17 protein-coding genes are annotated in these 21,301 nt (G+C 61.1%); 12 read left to right on the forward strand and 5 right to left on the reverse strand.

Features of this window, described 5'->3' with window-relative positions:
* Positions 1-25: 25 nt before the first annotated feature.
* Positions 26-937 (reverse strand): LysR family transcriptional regulator, encoded by a 912-nt coding sequence (locus B3Q33_RS13165; RefSeq protein WP_272962600.1) that lies wholly within the window; start codon positions 935-937, stop codon positions 26-28.
* 110 nt (positions 938-1,047) lie between these two features.
* Between B3Q33_RS13165 and B3Q33_RS13170 the strand changes: the two genes are divergently transcribed.
* The 4 genes from B3Q33_RS13170 (at position 1,048) to B3Q33_RS13185 (ending at position 5,422) form a co-directional block, all read left to right on the forward strand.
* Positions 1,048-1,803, forward strand: a complete 756-nt coding sequence (locus B3Q33_RS13170; RefSeq protein ID WP_272962599.1) for an SDR family oxidoreductase — start codon at positions 1,048-1,050, stop codon at positions 1,801-1,803.
* A gap of 54 nt (positions 1,804-1,857) precedes the next feature.
* On the forward strand, positions 1,858-2,115 hold the full coding sequence (locus B3Q33_RS13175) for a hypothetical protein (protein WP_272962598.1): 258 nt from the start codon (positions 1,858-1,860) through the stop codon (positions 2,113-2,115).
* Between the two features lie 66 nt (positions 2,116-2,181).
* A complete protein-coding gene (locus B3Q33_RS13180) occupies positions 2,182-3,303 on the forward strand; it encodes a PQQ-dependent sugar dehydrogenase (protein WP_272962597.1) in 1,122 nt (373 codons plus the stop codon).
* A gap of 151 nt (positions 3,304-3,454) precedes the next feature.
* On the forward strand, positions 3,455-5,422 hold the full coding sequence (locus tag B3Q33_RS13185; protein WP_272962596.1) for a CocE/NonD family hydrolase: 1,968 nt from the start codon (positions 3,455-3,457) through the stop codon (positions 5,420-5,422).
* A gap of 38 nt (positions 5,423-5,460) precedes the next feature.
* On the opposite strand, the gene B3Q33_RS13190 is transcribed toward B3Q33_RS13185, so the two are convergent.
* Positions 5,461-5,811, reverse strand: coding sequence for a VOC family protein (locus tag B3Q33_RS13190; protein WP_272962595.1), 351 nt, complete (start codon positions 5,809-5,811; stop codon positions 5,461-5,463).
* Positions 5,812-5,975: 164 nt separating this feature from the next.
* Between B3Q33_RS13190 and B3Q33_RS13195 the strand changes: the two genes are divergently transcribed.
* Complete coding sequence (locus tag B3Q33_RS13195) at positions 5,976-7,172, forward strand: MFS transporter (protein ID WP_272962594.1); 1,197 nt, start codon at positions 5,976-5,978, stop codon at positions 7,170-7,172.
* On the opposite strand, the gene B3Q33_RS13200 is transcribed toward B3Q33_RS13195, so the two are convergent.
* The 3 genes from B3Q33_RS13200 to ompR all read right to left on the reverse strand — a co-directional run bounded on the left by B3Q33_RS13200 (position 7,169) and on the right by ompR (position 10,287).
* Entirely contained in the window at positions 7,169-7,723 is a 555-nt protein-coding gene (locus tag B3Q33_RS13200; RefSeq protein ID WP_272962593.1) for an outer membrane beta-barrel protein, read from the reverse strand. The genes B3Q33_RS13195 and B3Q33_RS13200 overlap by 4 nt on opposite strands.
* A gap of 463 nt (positions 7,724-8,186) precedes the next feature.
* Positions 8,187-9,503 carry an ATP-binding protein gene (locus tag B3Q33_RS13205; RefSeq protein WP_272962592.1) on the reverse strand — a complete coding sequence of 439 codons (1,317 nt, stop codon included), beginning with the start codon at positions 9,501-9,503 and terminating at the stop codon, positions 8,187-8,189.
* 73 nt (positions 9,504-9,576) lie between these two features.
* Positions 9,577-10,287: a two-component system response regulator OmpR gene (gene ompR, locus B3Q33_RS13210; RefSeq protein WP_272962591.1), complete on the reverse strand. Its 711-nt coding sequence runs from the start codon at positions 10,285-10,287 to the stop codon at positions 9,577-9,579.
* Between the two features lie 207 nt (positions 10,288-10,494).
* Between ompR and B3Q33_RS13215 the strand changes: the two genes are divergently transcribed.
* The 7 genes from B3Q33_RS13215 to B3Q33_RS13245 all read left to right on the forward strand — a co-directional run bounded on the left by B3Q33_RS13215 (position 10,495) and on the right by B3Q33_RS13245 (position 21,298).
* Entirely contained in the window at positions 10,495-11,829 is a 1,335-nt protein-coding gene (locus B3Q33_RS13215) for an efflux RND transporter periplasmic adaptor subunit (protein WP_272962590.1), read from the forward strand.
* Complete coding sequence (locus B3Q33_RS13220) at positions 11,822-15,433, forward strand: efflux RND transporter permease subunit (RefSeq protein WP_273010168.1); 3,612 nt, start codon at positions 11,822-11,824, stop codon at positions 15,431-15,433. Before B3Q33_RS13215 ends, B3Q33_RS13220 begins: the two co-directional genes overlap by 8 nt.
* Positions 15,434-15,568: 135 nt before the next feature.
* Positions 15,569-15,931, forward strand: a complete 363-nt coding sequence (locus B3Q33_RS13225; RefSeq protein ID WP_035246181.1) for a response regulator — start codon at positions 15,569-15,571, stop codon at positions 15,929-15,931.
* A gap of 131 nt (positions 15,932-16,062) precedes the next feature.
* Positions 16,063-18,408: a Tex family protein gene (locus B3Q33_RS13230; protein WP_273010167.1), complete on the forward strand. Its 2,346-nt coding sequence runs from the start codon at positions 16,063-16,065 to the stop codon at positions 18,406-18,408.
* A 161-nt stretch (positions 18,409-18,569) separates the two neighbouring features.
* Positions 18,570-20,129, forward strand: coding sequence for a glutamate--cysteine ligase (gshA, locus tag B3Q33_RS13235; protein WP_273010166.1), 1,560 nt, complete (start codon positions 18,570-18,572; stop codon positions 20,127-20,129).
* Positions 20,130-20,416: 287 nt separating this feature from the next.
* Entirely contained in the window at positions 20,417-20,608 is a 192-nt protein-coding gene (gene rmf, locus B3Q33_RS13240) for a ribosome modulation factor (RefSeq protein WP_035246175.1), read from the forward strand.
* 183 nt (positions 20,609-20,791) lie between these two features.
* Positions 20,792-21,298 (forward strand): disulfide bond formation protein B, encoded by a 507-nt coding sequence (locus B3Q33_RS13245; RefSeq protein WP_035246173.1) that lies wholly within the window; start codon positions 20,792-20,794, stop codon positions 21,296-21,298.
* Positions 21,299-21,301: the final 3 nt, after the last annotated feature.

Consider the following 21,301-nt stretch of genomic DNA (forward strand, 5'->3'; position numbering starts at 1 on the left):
CAGAAATCCCAGGCGGCGCCGAGACTCACTGCGCCATGCCCAGCACCTTGTCTTCCAGCACAGGGATGACCCAGTCGATAAAGGCCTCCAGACGCCGGGTCATATGTTCGCGATGCGGATACAGCAGGGTGATGGGCATGGGGGGCGGCACGGTGTCAGGTAGCACGCTGACCAGCCGACCGGAATCCAGATGGTGGCGCACATCGTAGTGCGGCACCTGGATCATCCCCAGCCCCGCCAGGGCACAGGCGATCATCCCCTCCGCCGTATTCACAGTGACACGGGCGGGGAGCGCCAGGCTGTCCAGCTTGTCTCCCTGCCGGTATTCCCAGCTTTCCACCCTGCCCGTCATGGACGACGCAAACGCCACGATGCGATGGGATGACAGGTCCTTTACCGTGTCAGGTCGACCATAACGGGTCAGATAGCCTGGGCTGGCACAATTACACAACGGCAAGCTTCCCAGCGACCGAGCGATCAGGTTGCTGTCTGCCAGCTCGCCCACCCGAATCACACAATCCACGCCTTCGCTCACCAGATCCACTGCCCGATCGGTGACACCCATCTGAATATCGATATCCGGGTAACGATCCAGGAAATCCGGCAACGCCGGTGCCAGCACACGCCGTCCCAGGCGCCCGGGCACATTGATGCGCAGCTTGCCTTGAGGGCGGCTATCGTTGACGGCAAACGCCCCTGCCAACTGTTCATAATCCTGCAACAGTGACTGGCTTTTCCGGTAGAGGAAGCGGCCCTCTTCGGTGACCTTGATAGCCCGGGTGGTGCGATTCAGCAGACGCGCGCCCATCTCGGACTCCAGTTCCTTGATCGCTGTGGACACCGTGGAACGGGGTATCTCCAGGCTTTCAGCGGCCCTGGTAAAGCTCAGGCAATCCACCACCCGGACGAAGATATGCATTCTTTCAAGACGATCCATGGCTTCTCATTGTTCGTTATTTTCGACAAGTGCTGTCAGCTTACACCGGTTTATGCCCCTGCCAAGCCTGCCGACAATAGCTCCACCACAAACAACCTGGAGCAAGACTGATGACGGACTACGGATTCAAGGACAAGGTGGTACTGATTGCCGGCGGCGCCAAGAACCTGGGCGGCCTGTTGAGCCGGGAAGTCGGCCGCGAAGGCGCCAAAGTGGTGGTGCACTACAACAGCGATGCCAGCCGCGCCGATGCGCAAGACACGGTCAAGGCAGTGCAAGACCTGGGCGGCGAGGCCTACATGACTCAGGGCGACCTGACCCGGCCTGCCAATGTGGAAGCGCTTTTCCAGGAAGCCAAGGACAAATTCGGCGGCATCGATATCGCCATCAATACCGTGGGCAAGGTGTTGCGCAAACCGATCATGGAGACCAGTGAAGATGAATACGACTCCATGTTCGATATCAACGCCAAATCCGCCTACTTCTTCATCAAGGAAGCGGGCAAACACCTGAACGACAACGGCAAGATCGTCACCGTGCTCACCTCTCTGCTGGCTGCCTTTACCGATGGCTATTCCACCTATGCCGGCGGCAAATCACCGGTAGAGCACTTCACCCGTGCAGCCGCCAAGGAATTCGGAGGTCGCGGCATCTCGGTTTCCGCCGTGGCCCCCGGCCCCATGGACACGCCCTTCTTCTACGGCCAGGAAACCCCGGAACGGGTGGCCTTCCACAAGTCCCAGGCCATGAACGGGGACCTGACCAAAATCGAGGACATCTCCCCCATCATCAAATTCCTGGCCACCGAGGGTTGGTGGATCACCGGCCAGACAATCTTTGCCAACGGCGGTTACACTACCCGTTAGCGCCAACAGGCAGGCACGTACCGTGCCTGCCGCCCATCTCACTGGGAGCCGCACATGCATACGCTTATCGTCATTCTCGGTGGTCTTTTGCTGTTCGCCATACTGGCGCTAATCGGCCGCTCCATCCCCTGGCTGCGACACCATCTGCTCGCCGTCTTCACCCTGTTCTGGTTTATCGCCTCGGCCATCAATATGACCGTGGGCATTGTCCATGCCGGTTATTCCTTTATGGCCGAACTGCCTATTTTCTTTGTGGTATTTCTGGTTCCTGTTGCCCTGGCCTGGGCGGTGAATCGAAAACGCCAGCGTTAGTGACGATGGTTCACCCTTCACGCCGGGCATGGCATGCTCAAGCCAGTCCGAACAAGGGAGCTCCTCATGCGATCACTGATCACCGTCACCCTCACGGCCCTGAGCCTGTGCGCCTGTGCCGACAACGCCGCCACCCTGACCCCGCAAAGCAATGACAGGGTTAAGACCGAGCAAATCACCGATGGCCTGGACCACCCCTGGTCCCTGGCATTTCTGCCCGGTAACGAATGGTTGATCACTGAACGGCGCGGCACCCTGCGCCGACTGGTGAATGGCAGCCTGCAGGAAGATCCGGTCAGCGGGGTACCAGAGGTGGTGGCCAGTGGCCAGGGCGGGCTATTCGATGTAATGCCACACCCGGATTTCGCCGACAACCAGCGCCTTTATCTGAGCTATGCCAAACCCTGTGGCGACAATGGCGGCACCACGGCGGTGGGCTACGGCACTTACCGGGATGGCGCCCTGAAAGACTTTCGCGATATCTACGTGGCGGAAAAAGCCTGCACCAACACCGCCAAACACTTCGGCGGGCGCATCCTCTTTGATAACGACGGCTACCTGTTTGTCACCGTGGGCGACCGGGGTGAGCGCGAGCGCGCCCAAGACACCGCAGACCCGGCCGGCAGCGTGCTGCGTCTGCACGACGATGGCCGCACTCCCGATGACAATCCGCTGGCCGGTCAGTCTGGCAAGGCCGCGGCCATCTGGAGTTGGGGCCACCGCAACCCACAGGGGCTGGCCTTGCATCCCGACACCGGCAAACCCTGGCTCAATGAGCACGGCCCCCGCGGCGGAGACGAAATCAATGCTGTGGAAGCCGGCGAGAATTATGGCTGGCCGGAGATTACCTATGGCCGGGAGTATTATGGCCCCGGCATCGGTGACACCAAGCAGGAAGGCCTGGCCCAGCCGCTGCTGCACTGGACCCCTTCTATTGCACCGTCAGGCATGGCCTTCGTGACCAGCGATCGCTACCCGGACTGGCAGGGCGATACCGTCCATGGCGCCCTGAAGCTGACCCATCTGAACAAGGTGGCCTTTGATGGCCACAAACCGCTGTCGGAAGTCCGCCTGCTGGAAGAAAGGGGCGATCGCATCCGTGATGTTCGCCAGGGCCCGGATGGCTATCTTTACCTGCTCACCGACAGCAGCAATGGCGCCTTGCTGCGCGTCAAATCCTCTCGCTAATACACCGCCCCGACGCCTGCCGGGGCCTTACAGTCCGACACAAAACCCGCCGGCTCATTCACTTTCTTGTACCAGTGTACCAACAGACCCGTCCCGGTTCCGCTTCTATCCTCATAGGCTAAAACATGTATAACAATTCGGGGATAGCACCATGCCTTCATCCTTTCTGCGGCCCGGGCCATGGCTCCTGGCAACCCTGCTTTGCATCGCATTGCCCTTGACCGGTTGTGGCGGCGGTGGAGGCAGTGCGGCCACCGTCTCCAACAACAGCAACACCCCGGAAGCCAACGCCGGTAACGATACCAATGGCAGCAACGGGGACGGCAGCGGGTCGGCGGAAGATCCAGCACCGCGGAACCTGAGCTGGGGCGAACCCTATCAGCGCGACGAGCAGTACCCGAACACCGTCGACCTCCCCCAGCAGCTGATTACCATGCGCGACGGCATTCGCTTGGCCGCCACCGTGACCCTGCCAGCGGATGAAAACGGCAATGCCATCGACGGCCAGTTTCCGGTGATCGCCACCTTTACCGGCTATAACCAGGCGCTCGGCGCCATCGGTGCCGCCGACCCGGCGCTGGTGAAACGGGGCTACGCCTACATCATCGTCGATCTGCGTGGTACCGGTGCCTCCGAAGGCAGCTGGCAGGCGTTCAGCCAGATAGATCAGGATGACATCGGCGAACTGCTGAACCACATCAAGACCCAACCCTGGAGCAACGGCAGCATCGGCATGAACGGCGCTTCCTATATGGGCATTACCGGGCTGCTCGCCGGTGCCCGGGAAGACCCGGCAGTGAAAGCCATTTTTGCCATTGTGCCCATGGGCGATGCCTACCGGGATATCGTTTTCACCGGTGGCCAGATCAATGCCGGCTTCATCCCCCTGTGGGTCACCCTGGTCACCGGCCTCGGCATCATTCCCACCCCCGCCGGGCTGGATAACAATGAACCGGGGTATTACCTCAACACCACACTGCAACACCTGCAGGGCGCCCTGACAGAATTCCAGGTGCCGGTAGTGGCTGGCGCCCTGATCGGCGATGAAAATAAATACGACACTGAATTCTGGCGTATCCGCTCACCGCTGGAGCAAATCGACAAGATCACCGCACCGACCTTTGTGGTGGGCGGGCTCAACGATATTTTTCAGCGCGGCGAGCCCTTGATCTACGAGGGCCTGAAAGATCACACCACCGCCAAGCTGTTGATTGGCCCCTGGGAACATCTGGACGGCTCTTCCGGCGCCGGACTGCCCGCCGACGGGGTGCCGGCGCTGTCGACTATCCGCCTAGCCTGGTTTGATCAGTACCTGAAAGGCATGGACAGCGGTGCCGGCGATTACCCGCCTGTCACCCAGTACTACACCGGTGAGGAACGCTACGTCACTGCCGCCGACTGGCCGCACCCTGAGGCAAAAGCAGAAACCTTTTTCCTCCACGGCCAGCCCGGCGCCCCGCTGTTCGGCAGTATTTCACCGAGCGCCCCCGTCACCAACAAGCAGACCAGCCTGCTGCAGACCCCGGTGAATGGCCTGTGCTCCGCCAGTGCCAGCCAGTGGACCGCCGGCGTGCTCGGCCTGATCCTGCCGCCCTGCTCGGCCCAGGACAATGTGGTGAATTTGCTGGAAGCGGTATACACCAGCGAGCCGCTGGAAGAAGACATGGTTATCAACGGGCCGATCACCGGGCAGATCTGGGCCTCCACCACCGCCCTGGATACCAACGTCACCGTCAGAGTGAGCGTGGTGGGTGAAAACGGCATTGCCCGGCCGCTGACCCACGGCATTCAGATGGCGTCCATGAGTGCCTTCGATGCCAGCAAATCGCGCTTTATGAACGGCAAACTGGTTCAACCCTGGCACCCGTTCACCGAAGCGTCGCAAAAGACCATCACGCCCCTGCAACCGTTCCGGGCCGATGTGGAAGTGTTCCCCACCAGCGCCCGGATCAAGGCCGGGGAAAAACTGCGTATCAGCGTGGGCACCAGCGACCTGCCCCACGGCCTGAGCCCGATCCCGGATCTGCTCACCAGCCTGCTGGGCGCCATGACCGTCTACAGCACCCCGGCCATGCCGTCACGGGTGAATATTCCGTTGGTGCCGGCCAGCGCACTCTAACCCGGTGGCCCTGCCTTAGCGGGCAGGGCCAGCACCCGTCACTGGTGCTGGAGAATATTCAGCAGCCGACCAAAGGGATCGCGCACGTAGAACCGTCGAACGCCCCAGGGCTCACTCACCGGGCCATATTCCACGGCCACGCCGGCCTGATGGATTCGTTCCAGCGCCGCCTCCAGGTCGTCCACCTCGATGGACAGGTCCGGTACCGCCGTTCCTGAGCCGCCTTCTGACCCCACACTCACCTGGACCCGCATGGTTTCTGGCGAGCCATAGGTGCGAAACCAGCCGTGATCCATGATCCGTTCCAGCCCCAGAATGCCGCCATAAAAGGCCTCCGCCTTTTCCGGATCCGGGGTGGCCAGGTTGGCCATGATGCGTTTCACCTTCATGCTTTCTCCTGGTCTGCTTTCAGGGCGCCTTCGAACATGCCCGCCCTCTCATCAGCCACCCTAGGGCATTTTTCTCCGTGCTAGAATGAACTCTCTTCAATTCCGGTAATCCCATTCCCCCTTGCCACCCCTAACGCAACTCGCAGCCCTGCGCAGGAGCCCCTATGACCACCGACTCTGCTCGTCTGCTTCGCCTTTCCCTGGCCCTCGCTCTGGGCGGCTTCGGTATCGGCAGCGGCGAGTTCGTCATCATGGGGTTGATGCAACGGGTGGCCACCGACCTGCAGGTGCCGGTGCCAGATGTGGGCTACGCCATCAGCAGCTATGCACTGGGCGTGGTGGTGGGCGCGCCGCTGATTTCTTCCCTGGCAGCCCGGGTGCCACGCCGGGGTCTGCTGATTACCCTGATGCTGGTCTTTGCCGTGGGCAACATGGCCAGCGCCCTGGCAACGGACTTCTGGACCTTTGTTGGCCTGCGCTTTCTGGCCGGGCTGCCCCATGGTGCCTACTTCGGCGTAGCCGCTCTGGTGGCGGCATCGGCAGTGCCCTATCACATGCGTGCCCGGGCCGTGGCCCGGGTGATGAGCGGGCTGACCATTGCCATCGTGGTGGGCGCACCGCTGGCCACCTGGGCCGGCAACCTGTTTGGCTGGGAGGTGGCCTTTATCGGCGTCGGCGTCATTGCCCTGTGCACCGCCCTGCTGATACGCCTGTGGGTGCCCGCCCAATCCCCGGACCCGAACGCCAGCCCACGCCGCGAACTGTCTGCCCTGGTGAAACAGCGGGTGCTGTTCACCCTGGGCGTGGCCAGTATCGGTTTCGGCGGCATGTTTGCGGTATTCAGTTATGTGATGCCCACCCTCACCGAACAGGCCGGCATGGCGGAGCGCTGGGGGCCATTGGTGCTGATGGTGTTCGGCATTGGCACCATTATTGGCAACTTTGCCGGTGCCCGCGCTGCCGACGGCAATCTGCTGCGGGCCATTCCGTTAATTCTGATCTGGTGTGCGTTGATCCAGGCGGGCTTCTATTTTGCGGCGAACTGGACGGTGGCAGGCATCCTTTTCGTGGGGTTGGTGGGCACCAGCATGGCGCTGGGGCCAGCCCTGCAGACCCGCCTGATGGACGTGGCCGAGGACGCCCAGACCATGGCCGCCTCCATGAACCATGCCGCCTTCAACCTGGCCAATGCATTGGGCGCCTGGCTGGCAGGCATCACCGTCAAACAGGGACTGGCCTGGTCCAGCACCGGCCTGGTAGGCGCGGCACTGGCTATTGGCGGTTTACTGATCTTTCTGTCCGGGCGGGCGCTGGAGAAACGCAGCTCGCACGCTGCGCCCGCCCTCTCCGACAGAGACTAGAAACGCTGCAGGAAACCGATGTTGATGGTGGTCAGATCAAAGTCATCATCATCGTCAAGCTGCACCCATTCGGCGGTAATCGCCGTTTCCTCGCTGAGATTCACTTCCACCCCGGCACCGTAAGATGGATCACTGGCGGTACGCTCTTCTGTGTTACGTGCCGTTCCGAGCAAGGTGCTGAATTCCGTGGTGACTTCAGCGGTGGCCGTGGAGTGGCCCAGCAAAACATAGGGCACCACCGGCAGACTCCGGTCCAGGCCCACCTTTAGATAAGCGCCTACCAGCCATTCAGGGTCCAGTGATATCGAGGCAGCACCATCACTGATGTCATCATCATCAAAGCCATAACCGAGACGCCCTTCCAGCCCCACAAAGGGATTGAACTGCAAACCAAAACGGGCCTGCAGAGCCGACGGCTCAAGATCATCACCCCCTGTTTCCTGATTCAGCATGTTGTACTGCACGCCGAAATATCCATCCTGTTGATACACATCAGAGGCAAAGCCAGGGACAGCAATAACAAGCAAAGGCAACAGCAACGTTTTTTTCATGATCTCTCCTTGGTCAGTTTTTCTCGCACATCAAGAGTATCGTTATGAAACCCTATTTTCATAGGTCCTATGACATTATTCCGACACAAAAAAAAGGCCGCAAAACAGTGCGGCCCAACGACCTGTTTCTGCTACTGCAGCGACAGGCTATCGGCATTCATAACACGGGTTTTCCCGGTCAGGAATCAGCGATCAGGTAGTAGAAAACGTTATCAGCACATCGGCATGATGCTGGTGCGGGGGATAAATCATGGCGGGCTCTCCCAAGTCCATTTGGCAATATTTCCGGAGCAGTATTATTGTTTCCCGACAGCGTATCTCTTTCATTTTTCCTGTCGTTTTTTTGTTTTAGCAGTACGCTCGGTGACGTGTTCAATAGAATGCGCTGCTCGGCAAAAACAGACTTTGCGCCAGCGCACATTCCCGACCCGAAAATGTGGCTTTTTTGTTATCGGCAGGTTCCTTAACGTACCCCGGCGGACAGTGATTCCGGCTGAACAAACTTGCCGGTAACCGGAAATCGGACTTCTACCAACAGGCCACCATGTTCATGGTTCGCCAGACGAATCTCACCGTGGTGCATATCGACGATGCGCTTGACGATGGCCAGACCCAGGCCGCTGCCACTGAGGGTGCGGGCTTTCTCACCCCGCGAGAACGGCTGCAGCAACAGGGGAATATCCTCTTCGCGAACGCCCTTGCCATGATCACGGACGGTCAGGCACACCACGTTTTCCATCACAGCAGTACGCACCTCCACCGGTGGCGCGCCGTACTTGAGTGCATTGCCGATCAGGTTGGCGAGCATCCGTTTTACCGTTAGCCGCTTGAGCATCAGGCGCGGCAGATCCTGTAGCTCAAAACGGGTCTGCTCCGTGGGGTACTTGCCGGCCACTTCCTGTATCAGCTCGTTGAGATTTTCCAGGTCGGGCTGCTCATCGGCGCCATCGCGGATAAAGGAAATGAACTGATCAAGAATGGCATCCATGTCCTCAATATCTTCGATAATGCCGTGGGCCAGTTCCTCGTCCTGCATGAATTCCGCCGACAGACGCAATCGGGTCAGCGGCGTACGCAGGTCATGGGATACCCCCGCCAGTAACAGCGCCCGATCCCGCTGGGCCTGTTGCAGGTCACTGGTCATGCGATTGAAGGCCGCATTCACCGCCTGAATTTCCTCCGGCCCGATACTGGTATTCAATACCGGCACCGCTTCACCTCTCCCCACTTTCAAGGCGACCCGGGCCAACCGCCGCAACGGCAGGTTAAGCCCCCGGGCAATCAGCAAGCCACCGATAATGGCCAGCAGCGGCACCGTCACCCCCCAGCCGAGCAGCAGATAGCGGTCATAGTCGCGGAAGAATTCCATCGGCACCCGCAACCACTGCTTCTGAAAAGAAGGCGCACTGACCCACAGCACTGGCTGGCGACTGTCCTCCAGCCTTACCGTGACCGGTTCGCGCAGGCGTTCCTGCACCTCTTCCCGAAACCGACTGACCACCGGCTGGGATAACAGCACGGTACCCTGATGCAGGTTGTCCGGGGTGGCCACTTCAATACCGGTGGCGCCGGCCAGTCGCTGGGCCAGGCGGGCGTCTTCCTCACCGGAAGAAGAAAACGCCAGCTCCGCTTGCAGCACCGTCAGGCGAGCGTATTCACGAATACCGGGCAGGTAGGCATTGCGGGCGAAGAACCACAGGGTCAGCGCCTGGCTGATACCGATGACCAGCCCCACCACGATGGCGGAACGGACAAAGGCAGTGCGAGGATAGATTTTCATCGGCAAAGCTTACACGCTCCACGCCGCACGCAACACGCGCATGATGCCTGCTGCGTGCGGCCTGAAGCGTCTCTTAATCAGGCACAAACACATAGCCCACGCCCCACACGGTCTGGATATAGCGGGGCTTGGAGGGATCGTCTTCCAGCAGGCGGCGCAGGCGCGACACCTGCACGTCGATGGAGCGTTCCATGGCAGACCATTCGCGACCCCGGGCCAGGCTCATCAGCTTGTCGCGCGTCAGCGGCTCACGGGGATTCTGTATCAGCGCCTTGAGCACGGCGAATTCGCCGGTGGTCAGGTTCTGCGGGTCACCGTCGCGGAGCAGGGTGCGGTTACCCAGATCCAGCTCCCACGGCCCGAAGCTCACCTCGCCTTCTTCCTTGCTCGGCGCCCCCGGCAGTTCACGCACATGGCGACGCAACACCGCCCGGATGCGCGCATCCAGCTCACGGGGGTTGAACGGCTTGGGCAGGTAGTCATCCGCACCGGCATCCAGCCCTTCAATACGCTCCGCGTCATCGCCCTTGGCGGTGAGCATAATGATCGGCATACGGTTTTCTGCCTCCCGGAGCCGGCGGCAGATGGACAAGCCGTCCTCACCGGGCAGCATCAGGTCCAACACCATCAACGAATAGAGCTCCCGGGACAGGGCCCGATCCATCTGTTCCGCATCACCTACTGCCTTCACGGCATAGCCTGCCTCTTCAAGAAAACGCTGCAGCAGACTGCGCAGGCGGGCGTCATCATCGACGACGAGAATCTTGTCCTGTTGTTCTGTCACGGTGCCTCCACTTATCGCAGACTCTGATTTACGCGTTGTGGACCGAACGTGCAAGATAATGGTCTGAGCAGATTGTATAAAAACATTGCAGTCTGCGAATCTGGGTCATTGTGGTCGGTGCAGAAGCACCGCCAAAGTAGGCACGAGAAAAAGAAATCGCTAGAGTACGCGACAAATGAGAATGGCTATCAATAAAGGATTCCTCCCTTGCGAGACCGCCTGAAACAGCTTCCGCCCGTGGCCCTGGTCATCCTGGGGACGATTCTGGCCATTGTGCTGCTGGCCGTATTCAAACCCTCGGCCCCCACCCGCGATGTCAGTGAACGTCACGACCGGGTACGTTTTATACTGGCCGACCCCGGCGCCCATTCGCCCCAGATCCAGCTTTTTGGTCGGGTGCAGTCACCCCGTGCCGCCAGTCTGACCGCCGTGGTCACCGCTAACGTGGCAACGATCCCGGTGCGGGCCGGCAGCAAGGTCAGCGCCGGCCAGTTGCTGATCCAGCTGGACGACACCGAAGCCGCCCTGGCCAGAGACAGGGCCAGGGCCACCCGCGATGAAGCCGCCGCCCAGTTGCAGACCACCCGCTTGCGCTACCAGAGCGACAAGAAAAACCTGGCGCTGGAAAAAAAGCTGGCGCAACTGAGTGAAGATAATCTGCAACGGCTGCAATCCCTGCGTGGCAAGCAACTGGTGTCCCAGACCCAACTGGATCAGGCAGAAGAAGCCAAGGCACGCGCCGAGTTGTCGCTGGGTCAGCGCCAACTCAGTGTCAGCGATTTCAAGAATGAGCTGGCCCGCATGGAAGCCCGCCTGGCCAGCGCTGAAGCCCAGCTGCAGCAGGCCGAACTGGACCTGACCCGCACTCGCGTTGAAGCCCCCTTCGATGGCACCGTGACGCAAATCCCGGTGGCGCCCGGGGAACGGGTGCGCCCCGGCGACCCCTTGCTCAGTCTGTTCGCCGACGCCGAGCTGGAAGTGCGCGCGCAGATTCCCGAGCGTTACCTGGCCGCCGTGCGCGATGGTCTCGACCAGGGTGAGCTGGCCGCCAGCACCGACCTGGAAGGCCGCACCCTGGCGTTGAATCTGAAACGGCTGGCCGGCGAAGCCAGCGATGCCCGTGGCGGCATTGATGGGTTATTCGAATTTGTCGACGGCGTGCCCGCGGCGGCCCTGGGCCGCCCGCTGACCATTACCCTGACATTGCCGGCCCGGGACAACCTGATCGCCGTGCCCGCCACCGCCCTGCACGGACTCAACCGGCTCTACCTCATTGATGACGACAACCGTCTGCAGAGAACCGCAGCGGACATCGTCGGCGAAGCCATGACGCAGACGCAGTCGCAACTGTTGCTGCAGGTCCCCGACCTGCAGGGCGGCGAGCGCATCATGACCACCCAGCTCCCCCAGGCTATCGTCGGCCTGCCGGTGGACCCGCAACCGGTACCGGGAAGCAACGCCGACACCGACAAGGCGGATGTGAAAGACGCGCCGGCTACGCCTGCTATCAATAGTAAAAAAGAGGGTGATCAGGGTGAGTGAGCCACGGGGTCTGATCGCCAGCTTCACCCAGCACAAGGTTGCTTCCAACCTGCTGATGCTGCTGATGGTGATGCTCGGGTTTCTCGGCCTCAACCGGCTCAACACCCAGTTGTTCCCGAATTTCGATTTTGACTACATCACCGTCACTATCCCCTGGCGCGGCGCCAGCCCCGAGGATGTGCAGCGCTCCATCACCATTCCGGTGGAGCAGGCCATCAAGACCCTGCCCAACACCAAGAAACTGATCGCCCGCTCCCAGCAGGGTGCCTCGGCCATCTTTATCGAACTGGAGGACGGCACCGACCTGGGCCTGGCCCTGGATGAAGTGCGCCAGCGTATCGACTCCATCCGCAACCTGCCCCAGGACGCAGAACGACCGGTTATCCAGAAGATCACCAACTATTCGCTGGTCACCTCCATCATGGTGTCCACGGAAAACGGCTCCCTGGAGGAGCTGCGCCCGTTGGTGCGCAACATGGAGGACGAGATCCTTGCCCTGGGTGCCGGCAAGGTGGACTTCCTCGGCCTGCCGGAAGAGGAAATGGCCATCCAGGTGCCCGCCGCTGCCCTCCATGATCTGCGCATGAGCCTTGGCGAGATCGGTAATCGGGTGCGCAATTTCAGCCAGGACATTCCCGCCGGCACCGTGGGCCGGGATGACGCCGCCAAACAATTGCGCGCCCTCGGTCAGCGCCGTGACGAACGGGCCTTCGCCGACCTGCCGCTGATCACCACCGCCGACGGCCAGCAGCTGAGCCTGGGCGACGTGGCCATCATCGAACGGCGCCCCCGGGATGACCAACCCACCCTCACCTACCAGGGCAACCCGGCCATCGAGCTGCAGGTGATGCGCGGCGAAGACGGCGACATGCTGGAGCTGGCCGACAAGGTGCGCAGCTGGGGGGCCGACTACCGCGCCACCCTCCCGGAAGGCGTACAGATGACCTTCTATTTCGAGGCCTGGAAGCTGGTGCAAGAGCGTATTTCCACCCTGCTGTGGAACGGCATCACCGGTCTGCTGCTGGTCATCGCCACGCTCTACTTCTTCCTCAATGCCCGGGTCGCCTGGTGGGTCACCGTGGGCATCCCGGTGTCCTTCATGGCCACTCTGGGGCTGGTGTGGCTGTTCGGCGGCACCATCAACATGATCAGCCTGTTCGGTCTGATTCTGGCCCTGGGGATCATCGTCGACGATGCCATTGTGGTGGGCGAGGACACCCTCACCCATTTACAGCAGGGGGAATCCGCCCAGCGCGCTGCCCTGGGCGGTGCCCGACGCATGTTCTGGCCGGTGGTGGCCTCCAGCACCACCACCATTGCCGCCTTCCTGCCACTGGGCATGATGAGCGGCGCCATGGGCAAGATCGCCTTTGATATTCCTTTCGTGATGATCTGCGTGATCCTGGCATCGCTACTGGAATGTTTTCTGGTGCTGCCCGGCCATCTGCATCACAGCTTCCGGGGCATTCAGGTCAAGGCCTCTGGGCTACGCGAACGCATCGACGCGGGTTTCAACCGACTGCGCGAAGAACGCTTCCGGCCATTGGTGGCCTGGGCCATCCGCCACCGCCATCTGGTCAGCGTCTCCGCCGTGGCCGCTTTCATTCTGGCGCTGAGCCTGATCGCCACCGGCTGGCTCAAGTTCACCTTCTTCCCGCCGGTGGATGGCGACCAGCTGCGCGCCGTGGTGGAATTTTCCTCCGGCACCGACCGCAACCAGGTGGACCGCTTCCTGGCGCAACTGGAAACCGCCCTGAACGAGACCAATGAGGAACTGGGCGGCCATCTGGTCAAAACCGTGATCAGCCACCATGGCGCCGCCGCCGGCTTCCCCAACCCCGGCGGGCGGATGGAAAAATACGGCGACGAATACGGCACCCTGGTGGTGGAAGTCTATGTGGGCTCCGACAGACAGATCAGCAATGACGAACTGATCCAGAGTTGGCGGGACAAACTGACCCTGCCCGCCGGCCTCGACCAGCTAACCATTTCCCAGCCGGAAGCCGGCCCGCCCGGCAAGCCCATCGAGGTGAAGCTAACCGGCAGCGATGCGCCGACTCTGAAACAGGCCTCCCTTGCCCTGCAGGAACGCCTCAACGATTTCTCCGGGGTCAGCAACGTGGACGACGACCTGCCCTACGGCAAGGAACAGCTGACCTTTGAACTGACCGCCCGGGGCCGGGCCCTGGGGCTGACCCTCAATGAGGTGGCCAGCCAGTTACGTGCTGCCTTCGACGGCAACCTGGCCCAGCTGTACAACGAGGAAGACGAGGAAATCGAGGTGCGGGTGATGCTGCCGGACAACGAGCGGCGACAATTCAGCGCTCTGGAACGTCTGCCCGTGATCACCCCCCAGGGGGAAGCCATCGCCCTGCGTGACGTGGTGAACTTCGACGCCCGCAAGGGTGTGGACTTGCTACGCCGAGTGAATGGCGAACTGGCGGTCACGGTCTACGCCGATCTGGACCCGGAGCAGGGCAATGCCAACGAAATCATCGCCAGCCTCAACGACAGCACCCTGCCCGACCTGAAAGCCAAATACGGCATCGGTGTCGGCTACGAGGGCAAGCTGCAGGAGCAGGCTGACAACCTCAAGGACATGGCCACCGGCGCCCTGCTCGGGCTAGCGCTGATCTACGTGGTCCTGGCCTGGGTATTCAGTTCCTACTCCTGGCCCCTGGCGATCATGACCGCCATTTTCTTCGGCCTCACCGGCGCGGTGATCGGGCATATCCTCACCGCACCGTTCGGCATCAAGTTCTCCATGTTCTCGGCCATGGGGCTGTTCGGCCTGTCCGGCATTATCGTCAACGATTCCATCGTGCTGGTGAGTTTCTACCAACAACTGGTGGCCGAAGGCATGGAACGGTTCGAGGCCATCGTGGAGGCCTGTGTGCGGCGACTGCGGGCCGTGCTGCTGACCTCCATCACCACCATCGCCGGCCTCACCCCGATCCTGTTCGAAAGCTCCCTGCAGGCCCAGTTCCTCAAGCCCATGGCGGTGAGCATTGTCTTCGGGTTGCTGTTCGGCACCGTATTGATCCTGCTGGTGGTGCCGGCCATGCTGATGCTGATCGAAGAACAGCGTGACCGCTTTCAGGGCCTGGGCCCGCACCTGGCGCCAACCAACTGGGGCGAACTGGCCCGCCGCGCCTGGCGTTTCGACCCCATCCATTACCGCCAGCAAGCGGGTCCCCAGGGGCTGGGTGGGCACCTGTGGTGGGTGATGATTCTCGGCCCCTGGCTGTTACTGACGATAGTGGGCAAACTACCGCTGCTGCTGCAGGCACTGAAAGCCGATGCCGGGCTGCTGGTGATAGCGCCTTCCGCGCTGCTGTGGCTAGTAATGATGGGGCTGGGTGGCGCCTTCCTGTGGCAACTGTTCCGCCGCCGGCAGCGGGCCACCGGGCTGGCTGTACACTGGCTGCTGGTGACAGGTTTCGGCAGTCTGCTGATAGCGGCATTGGCGCCTCTGTCAGGCCGGCAAGGGGAGTTGCTGGCTGGCGCGTTCTGGTCACTGGCAGGTTGGAGCCTTTTCACTGCCGTAATCGTACTGCCATTGCTGTTCTGGAGTCGGCGCAGCGCCCATACCCTGACACGCTGACCGAAAACGGCATCACAGTGCCATAATTCGACAGCTTACCTTTTGACCAGTGACTGGTATTATTCGCGTCTGAAAGCAAACAGACAAAAACAAAGTACCGCCGACGCACAGCAGGATCGGCGCGAGGAGAGCAACATGGCCAAAATTCTTGTGGTGGACGACTCGCCGACTCAACTGACCAATCTAGTCAAGATCGTTCAGGGCGAAGGCCATGAGGTCATCACCGCCACCAATGGTATGGAAGGTATCGAAAAAGCCCGTGAGGAAAAGCCTGACCTGATCCTCATGGATGTGGTGATGCCGGAACTGAATGGCTTCCAGGCCACCCGCAAAATCACCCGTGACCCGGCTACCGAACAGATTCCGGTGATCCTGGTGACGACCAAGGATCAGGAGACCGACAAGGTCTGGGGGCAACGCCAGGGCGCAGCCGGCTATATCATCAAGCCGCCCAAGGAAGCCGAGCTGATCGCCAAGATCAACGAAGTGCTGGGCTAGTCCAGCCCCGCAACATAGCCGCTTCGACAAGTCAATCTGTTAACGACCGGGATCATTGCCTATGATTTCGGTCGTTTTGTTTTACGCCTGCACGCAATACGTCGGCAGGCCGCACGCAGCCAGGAAATGTCATGCGCAGTATTGAACAGATTATCGCCGAGGAAATCGGCTGTCAGGAACGCCAGGTCCACGCTGCCGTAGGCCTGCTCGACGACGGTGCCACCGTCCCCTTTATCGCCCGTTACCGCAAAGAGGTAACCGACGGTCTGGACGACACCCAGCTGCGTAACCTGGAAGAACGGCTGCGCTACCTGCGCGAAATGGAAGAACGCCGCGACGCGATCCTGAAGAGCATTGCCGAGCAGGAAAAACTGACCCCGGAGCTGGAGAAGGCGATCAAGGCCGCCGATACCAAAACCCGGCTGGAAGATCTCTACCTGCCCTACAAGCCCAAGCGCCGCACCCGCGCCCAGATCGCCCGCGAAGCCGGCCTGGAACCGCTGGCCGACGGTCTGCTGGATGATCCGAGCCAGAACCCGGAAGAGCTGGCCGCCGGCTTCCTGAACGAAGAACACAAAGTTGCCAGCGCCAAGGATGCCCTGGACGGCGCCAGGCAGATTCTCATGGAACGCTTCGCCGAAAACGCCGATCTGCTAACCCGTCTACGTACCTTCCTGTGGGACAAGGCGCAGATTCAGGCCAAGGTGGTCGACGGCAAGGAGAAGGAAGGCGCCAAGTTCAGCGACTACTTCGACCACAGCGAAGCCGTCAAGAATATCCCCAGCCACCGGGCTCTGGCCCTGTTCCGCGGTCGCAACGAAGGCATCCTGCATGTCTCCATGGTGCTGCCGGAAGAACTGGAAAGCGCCCAGCCACACCCCTGCGAAGCCATGGTCACTGCGGAAACCGGCTGGCAGCATCAGGGCCGCGCCGCCGATGACTGGCTCAAGGAAGTAATGCGCTGGACCTGGAAGATCAAGCTCAACACCCACCTGGAAACCGAACTGCTGGGCCGGGTCCGTGAGCTGGGCGAGGAAGAAGCCATTCAGGTGTTCGCCCGTAATCTGAAGAGCCTGCTGATGGCCTCCCCGGCCGGCCCCAAGTGCACCATGGGTCTCGATCCGGGTCTGCGTACCGGGGTGAAAGTAGTGGTGGTGGATGCCACCGGCAAGTTGCTGGAGCACAGCACCATCTTCCCGCACCAGCCGAAAAACCAGTGGGACCAGTCCCTGTCTGCCCTGGCTGCCCTGTGCCTCAAGCACAAGGTGGAATTGATCGCCATCGGCAACGGCACCGCCAGCCGCGAGACCGACAAGCTGGCCGGCGAAGTGGTCAAGGCCAGCAAGGGCAACATCCAGAAAATCATGGTCTCCGAGGCCGGCGCCTCGGTGTACTCCGCCTCGGAAACCGCCGCCCGGGAATTCCCGGATCTGGACGTATCCTTCCGTGGTGCCGTCTCCATCGCCCGCCGCCTGCAGGATCCGCTGGCCGAACTGGTGAAGATCGACCCGAAAGCCATCGGCGTGGGCCAGTACCAGCATGATGTGAGCCAGCTGAAGCTGTCCCGCTCCCTGGACGCGGTGGTGGAAGACTGTGTGAACTCCGTGGGCGTGGACGTGAACACCGCCAGCGCCCCGCTGCTGGCCCGTATCGCCGGCCTCAACACCACCATCGCCGGAAACATTGTCACTTACCGGGAAAGCCACGGTGCCTTTGGCTCCCGGGCCGACCTGAAGCTGGTGCCACGCCTGGGTGACAAGACCTTCGAACAGGCCGCCGGCTTCCTTCGCATCATGGACGCCGCCAACCCGCTGGACAGTTCCTCCGTCCATCCGGAAGCCTACCCACTGGTGGAAAAAATCGCCGAGAAACACGGCCGGCCGCTCAAGGACCTGATCGCTGACGTGCCCTTCCTGAAGAAGGTCAACGCCGCCGACTTTACCGATGACACCTTCGGCCTGCCCACGGTCACCGACATCCTCAGCGAGCTGGAAAAACCCGGCCGTGACCCACGCCCTGAATTCAAGGCGGCGGTGTACAAGGAAGGGGTCGAAACACTCAAGGACCTGAAACCGTCCATGATGCTGGAAGGCACCGTCACCAACGTGACCAACTTCGGCGCCTTCGTGGATATCGGCGTTCACCAGGATGGCCTGGTGCACGTATCCGCACTGGCCGACAAGTTCGTGGAAGACCCCCATGATGTGGTCAAGCCCGGCGATATCGTCAAGGTGAAGGTGCTGGAAGTGGACCTGGACCGCAAACGCATCAGCCTGACCATGCGCATGGACGACCAGCCCGCCGAGAAAGCCGCCGGGCAACGCCCTGCCAGTGCCCGCAAGGGCAATGGCGGCGGCCAGCGTCAGGGCGGCAACAAACGCGGCGGCGGCCAGGCCCAGAGCAACGCTGGCGGCACCTTTGCGGATCTGTTCGCCAAGGCCAAGGACGAGCAGAAAAAAGGCAAGAAGCGCCTGTAGTCATGGCTCAGGCTGACGGAAACGGCGGCACCCTCTTCCTCTCGCGCCGCTCTCGCCAGTGGCGGGGGCGCAGGGGAACAGGGTGCCGCTCCCGTGCAATGTAGGGCGGACATGCCGATGGCCTGTTCGTCACCCGGAGTTCGATAACGGAACCGCCTGCTATGGCACAGCTCGAACAACGCATCCATGCCCTGCTGGATTCAGACGCCGCCGCCACCCTGGCCGGCATCCGCCGCGGCATTGAGAAAGAAAGCCTGCGCATTACCACCGATGGCACCCTGGCACAGACGCCACATCCGCCGGCGCTGGGCTCCGCGTTGACCCACCCCTATATCACCACGGACTATTCCGAAGCCCTGCTGGAATTCATTACTCCACCCAGCACCGAGCTGCACAAGCCGCTGGAGTTTCTCGAACAACTGCACCGCTATGTGTACAGCCATATCGATGATGAGGTGCTGTGGGTCAACTCCATGCCCTGCATGATCCGCAACGATGACGACGTGCCGGTAGCCCAGTACGGCAGCTCCAACGTGGGGCGCATGAAGAGCGTCTACCGGGAAGGTCTGGGCCACCGCTATGGCCGCAAGATGCAGACCATCGCCGGCATCCATTACAACTTCTCCTACCCGGAAGAATTCTGGAAACTGAATCAGGTGCTGGAGGGAGAAAACGGCCCGTTACAGGACTATATCTCCAGGCGCTATTTCGACCTGACCCGCAATTTTCAACGCTACTCCTGGTTGCTGGTATATCTTTTCGGTGCCTCCCCGGCGCTGTGCAAATCCTTCCTGGCAGGTCGCGAACACCAGCTGGATACCTTTGACCACACCCTGTTCAAGCCCAACGCTACCAGCCTGCGCATGAGCGACCTGGGCTACCAGAACAATGCCCAGTCGTCCTTGGCCATCAGCTACAACAATCTGGACGAGTACGTCGCCACTCTCACCCATGCCATCAAGACGCCGGAACCGGCCTACGACAAGATCGGGGTGAAGGTGGGCGACGACTATCGCCAGCTCAATGCCAACATCCTGCAGATCGAGAACGAGTACTACTCCTCGATCCGCCCCAAACGCACCATCAACAAGGGCGAGCGCCCCACCACCGCCCTGCAGCAACGCGGCGTGGAATATATCGAGATTCGCGCCCTGGACCTGAACCCCTTCGAGCCGGTAGGCATTAACCAGCAGGAAATCCGCTTCCTGGATCTGTTCGCCACCTACTGCCTGTTGCGCGAATCGCCACAACTGGAAAAATGCGATCTCCATGCCAGCAAGGAGAACCTGCGCAAGGTGGTCTACGAGGGGCGCAACACAGCCATCGAACTGTGCAACTGGGGCAAGTCCGTCTCCCTGAAAGACTGGGCCAGCGAAAAGCTCACCCAGATGCAGCCCATTGCCGAGCTGTTCGACCGCACTCACGGCGGCACCAACTACAGCGATGCCCTGGCCCGCCAACAGGAAAAAGTGGACAACCCGGACACTACCCCGTCCGCGCGCATTCTCGACAAGCTGGAAAGCCGTCAGCAAAGTTTCTTTCAGTTCGCCATGGATCAGGCTCTGGCCCACCGGGATCACTTCCTGTCACGCCAGCGTTGCGACGAGACCAACCAGCGCCTGGAACAACTGGCCGAACACAGCCTCACCGAGCAGCGCCATTGGGAAGACGCGGAGACCCAGAGTTTCGAGGATTACCTGGCGGATTACTTCCGCGACTGAAGCCCCGACCAACCACGTGAGTGACTCTGACAGCAAAAGGCATTTTCACCACAGAGGGCACAGAGCACACTGAGAAAGACCTTAGCTCTGCGCTCTCGGTGTGCTCTGTGGTGAAACGGGTTGTTTTTATACCCCGGGGCGGTTGTCACAAGGCCGCTGTGCGCCGCGTCTCAACACCACCGTTCCGTCCGGTTTTTGTGCAATTTCACAACAAAAAGACGTACTTCTTCCCTGTTCAGTCTGTATTGCGGTGGTAGTCTCGGACAAACAGGCAAGGGAGCGTCGCGATGCCAGATCGTGATCAGTGCGAAAAAGCCTACAATCAAGGATGTATGTGGGGCATGGGTGGAGGCGACAACAATCGCTGTCCTTATTCCGCCGATGATGCCCTGGCAGAATGGTGGTTTCAGGGGTGGGAAGCGGGTATCCAGGCCTGGCATGATCGCAACCTGCAGGAGCAGGATGCCAGGCAGGCCTGACACCATCCGAACAAACAGCAGCCCCACCCTCTACCTCGACCCTGTGGGAGCGGTCGTTCGACCGCGAATGCCCTGTCCCATGAAGATCGCGGTCTAACGACCGCTCCCACGGTTCAATCCCCCCCTTGCCGCCAACCCCGCTTTTGCCTACCCTTCGCCGGTCCCCGACGAAAAGAGTGGCCCATGTCGTCCCTTATCCCAGCACCCCGTCAGCTTAACCTGCTTGCCCTGTTGGCTTGTATTGCCGCCATGGCCGGTGCCCTTTATCTGCAGCACGTTGATGGCCTGGAACCCTGCCCGTTGTGCATCTTTCAACGCATCGGCGTGATAGCTGCCGCCCTGATTCTGCTGATTGCGGCTCTGCATGGCCCCGGGCGCATTGGTGTGCGTGTTTACGGTCTGCTCACCGGCTTGGCTGCCATCGGCGGCGGCGCCATCTCCATCCGTCATATCTGGCTGCAAAACCTGCCGCCGGATCAGGTGCCCGCCTGTGGTCCCGGCCTCAATTACATGCTGGATGTGTTCCCCCTGCAAAGCGTGATCCAGGAAGTGCTGGCGGGCTCCGGGGAATGCGCAGAAATGGACTGGGCTTTCCTGGGCCTGAGCCTGCCAGCCTGGTCACTGGTGGTCTTTTCCGGCCTGCTGCTGGTGGCGCTGGTGCAACTGTTCCGCCCGCTCCCCAAACGTTGATCG

The sequence above is a fragment of the Alcanivorax sp. UBA3183 genome, from assembly GCF_002364155.1.
GTDB classification, from domain to species: Bacteria; Pseudomonadota; Gammaproteobacteria; order Pseudomonadales; family Alcanivoracaceae; genus Alcanivorax; species Alcanivorax jadensis.